This window comes from Mesorhizobium sp. CA8, assembly GCF_020164955.1.
Taxonomy (GTDB): Bacteria; Pseudomonadota; Alphaproteobacteria; order Rhizobiales; family Rhizobiaceae; genus Mesorhizobium.
Map to the genome: position 1 here is coordinate 2,501 of NZ_JAIUHG010000052.1, position 3,827 is coordinate 6,327.

The 3,827-nt window shown below is 54.0% G+C and carries 1 tRNA gene and 2 rRNA genes; all 3 read left to right on the plus strand.

Annotated elements, in window-relative coordinates:
• The first annotated feature begins 280 nt into the window (after positions 1-280).
• The 3 genes from LB553_RS30335 to LB553_RS30345 all read left to right on the plus strand — a co-directional run bounded on the left by LB553_RS30335 (position 281) and on the right by LB553_RS30345 (position 3,792).
• Positions 281-3,099, plus strand: a 23S ribosomal RNA gene (locus LB553_RS30335).
• Positions 3,100-3,384: 285 nt separating this feature from the next.
• Positions 3,385-3,499, plus strand: a 5S ribosomal RNA gene (gene rrf, locus LB553_RS30340).
• 216 nt (positions 3,500-3,715) lie between these two features.
• Positions 3,716-3,792, plus strand: a tRNA-Met gene (locus LB553_RS30345).
• Positions 3,793-3,827 lie beyond the last annotated feature (35 nt).

Below are 3,827 nucleotides of genomic sequence, written 5' to 3' on the forward strand. Positions count from 1 at the left end.
GGCTCTGCGCCTGTTCTGTTTGACATCGTAAAGAGAAGATTTGTTCGAACTTCATGGGTCCCGAAAGGGCCATGATTTGTCGCAAGGGACGCTCAATCCCTTGCATATGATGGGTTTGCCTAACCGCGCCCTCGAACCGATCTCGAGAAGCTGGTCTTTTTGTGCCAATTCCATTGAAGCGAGATCCCGCACAGGATCTGGCTCAGGCGACAATCCCTTCGGGATTGCGCTTATGCGACGATCTCTTCGAGATCGCGCGATGGGTATTGGCAATGAGAACGATCAAGTGTCTTAAGGGCAATTGGTGGATGCCTTGGCATGCACAGGCGATGAAGGACGTGATACGCTGCGATAAGCTACGGGGAGGTGCGAATACCCTTTGATCCGTAGATTTCCGAATGGGGAAACCCACCTAAGGTACTTGGAAAATCAGAGCGGCAGGGACGATCTCTTTGAGGTTGTGCTTTTGCCGCTGTGGTTTCCAAGTATCGCTAATAGGTAACTTATCCTGAATACATAGGGATAAAGTGGCGAACGCGGGGAACTGAAACATCTAAGTACCCGTAGGAAAGGACATCAACCGAGACTCCGGAAGTAGTGGCGAGCGAACCCGGACCAGGCCAGTGGCGATTGAGAGACAAGCGGAACCTTCTGGAAAGTAGGGCCATAGCGGGTGACAGCCCCGTACGCGTAATGCGATCATTCGTCCTCGAGTAAGGCGGGACACGTGAAATCCTGTCTGAAATTGGGAGGACCACCTTCCAAGCCTAAGTACTCGTGCATGACCGATAGCGAACTAGTACCGTGAGGGAAAGGTGAAAAGCACCCCGACAAGGGGAGTGAAAGAGTACCTGAAACCGATTGCCTACAAACAGTGGGAGCCCGCAAGGGTGACCACGTACCTTTTGTATAATGGGTCAGCGACTTAGTGTGACGAGCAAGCTTAAACCGCTAGGTGTAGGCGCAGCGAAAGCGAGTCTGAACAGGGCGTTCAGTTCGTCGCATTAGACCCGAAACCGAGTGATCTAGCCATGAGCAGGTTGAAGGTAAGGTAACACTTACTGGAGGACCGAACCCATAACTGTTGCAATAGTTCGGGATGACTTGTGGCTAGGGGTGAAAGGCCAATCAAACTCGGAAATAGCTGGTTCTCCGCGAAATCTATTTAGGTAGAGCGTCGACCGAATACCCCAGGGGGTAGAGCACTGGATGGGCTAGGGGTCCTCACCGGATTACCAAACCTAACCAAACTCCGAATACCTGGGAGTACTAGTCGGCAGACACACGGCGGGTGCTAACGTCCGTCGTGAAAAGGGAAACAACCCTGACCTACAGCTAAGGTCCCCAAGTTATGGCTAAGTGGGAAAGGATGTGAGGATCCCAAAACAACCAGGATGTTGGCTTAGAAGCAGCCATCATTTAAAGAAAGCGTAACAGCTCACTGGTCTAAATAAGGGTCTTTGCGCCGAAAATGTAACGGGGCTAAAGCCATACACCGAAGCTTAGGGTTCGTGAGCAATCACGAGCGGTAGCGGAGCGTTCTGTAAGCTGATGAAGTCGTACCCGTGAGGGGCGGTGGAGGTATCAGAAGTGCGAATGCTGACATGAGTAACGTAAGGGGAGTGAGAGACTCCCCCGCCGAAAGACCAAGGGTTCCTGCTTAAAGTTAATCTGAGCAGGGTTAGCCGGCCCCTAAGACGAGGCGGAAACGCGTAGTCGATGGGAACCACGTTAATATTCGTGGGCCTGGAGGTAGTGACGGATCACACAAGTTGTCCAATCTTATCGGATTGAACGGGCAGCGGAGTGGTTCCAGGAAATAGCTCCTCCTTATAGACCGTACCCGAAACCGACACTGGTGGTCAGGTAGAGTATACCAAGGCGCTTGAGAGAACTATGCTGAAGGAACTCGGCAAATTGCACGCGTAACTTCGGAAGAAGCGTGACCCTTTTCTGCGCAAGCAGAGGAGGGTGGCACAGACCAGGGGGTAGCGACTGTTTATCAAAAACACAGGGCTCTGCGAAGCCGCAAGGCGACGTATAGGGTCTGACGCCTGCCCGGTGCTGGAAGGTTAAGAGGAGGGGTGCAAGCTCTGAATCGAAGCCCCAGTAAACGGCGGCCGTAACTATAACGGTCCTAAGGTAGCGAAATTCCTTGTCGGGTAAGTTCCGACCTGCACGAATGGCGTAACGACTTCCCCGCTGTCTCCAGCATAGACTCAGTGAAATTGAATTCCCCGTGAAGATGCGGGGTTCCTGCGGTTAGACGGAAAGACCCCGTGCACCTTTACTATAGCTTTACATTGGCATTCGTAGTGGCATGTGTAGGATAGGTGGTAGGCTTTGAAGCCTGGGCGCCAGCTCAGGTGGAGCCACCCTTGAAATACCACCCTTATCACTATGGATGTCTAACCGCGGCCCGTTATCCGGGTCCGGGACAATGTATGGTGGGTAGTTTGACTGGGGCGGTCGCCTCCTAAAGAGTAACGGAGGCGCGCGATGGTGGGCTCAGAACGGTCGGAAATCGTTCGCTGAGTGCAATGGCATAAGCCTGCCTGACTGCGAGACTGACAAGTCGAGCAGAGACGAAAGTCGGTCATAGTGATCCGGTGGTCCCGCGTGGAAGGGCCATCGCTCAACGGATAAAAGGTACGCCGGGGATAACAGGCTGATGACCCCCAAGAGTCCATATCGACGGGGTTGTTTGGCACCTCGATGTCGACTCATCGCATCCTGGGGCTGGAGCAGGTCCCAAGGGTATGGCTGTTCGCCATTTAAAGCGGTACGTGAGTTGGGTTCAGAACGTCGTGAGACAGTTCGGTCCCTATCTGCCGTGGGTGTAGGAATATTGAAAGGATCTGTCCCTAGTACGAGAGGACCGGGATGGACGGATCTCTGGTGGACCTGTTGTGGCGCCAGCCGCATTGCAGGGTAGCTATATCCGGACGGGATAACCGCTGAAGGCATCTAAGCGGGAAACCCACCTTGAAACGAGTATTCCCTGAGAACCGTGGAAGACGACCACGTTGATAGGCCGGGTGTGGAAGAGCGGCAACGCTTGAAGCTTACCGGTACTAATAGTTCGATAGGCTTGATCGTTCTCATTACTTATATCCATCAAGGCGCAATCCGAAGGATTGTCGCCATTCTCACTCACGCTTGTTCCGCCCTACGGGCGGCGCTACGTGGGTGCGGCGCATCAGCGCCGACGGCCGGTCGGCCTTGCGAAGCTTCGCTTCGAAGGGCGCCAGGCTGAAGAACGTCAAAGGCACAACAAAGATCAGCGAACAGCTTAGAGAAGGCAGCAAATAGGGCTCCCTATTCGCTACTCACTATTGGTTATTCGCTCAAACAGCTTCTCGATTTGAACATGCGTTTTGCCGACCTGGTGGTTATGGCGGAGCGGCTGCACCCGATCCCATTCCGAACTCGGCCGTGAAACGCTCCAGCGCTGATGGTACTTCGTCTCAAGACGCGGGAGAGTAGGTCGCTGCCAGGTCTGCAAAGCGCATGTTCAGCTCACACCCAGATCCACAGGATCCGGATGAAGACAAATCTTCTCTCTACGATCTAAGGCCCGCCAAACGGGAACCCGGGCCGCGCAAGCGGCCCTTTCATTTGGCCGACCCATTGAACAAGGTAAGATCAAACTTACCTCCAAGGACGCAAGCAAACGCTTGCTCGTGTTCGCAAGCAAACGCTTGCTCGTGGTTGACGCGGGGTGGAGCAGCCCGGTAGCTCGTCAGGCTCATAACCTGAAGGTCACAGGTTCAAATCCTGTCCCCGCAACCAAACACAAAAAACGGCCCGCACAACGCGGGCCGTTT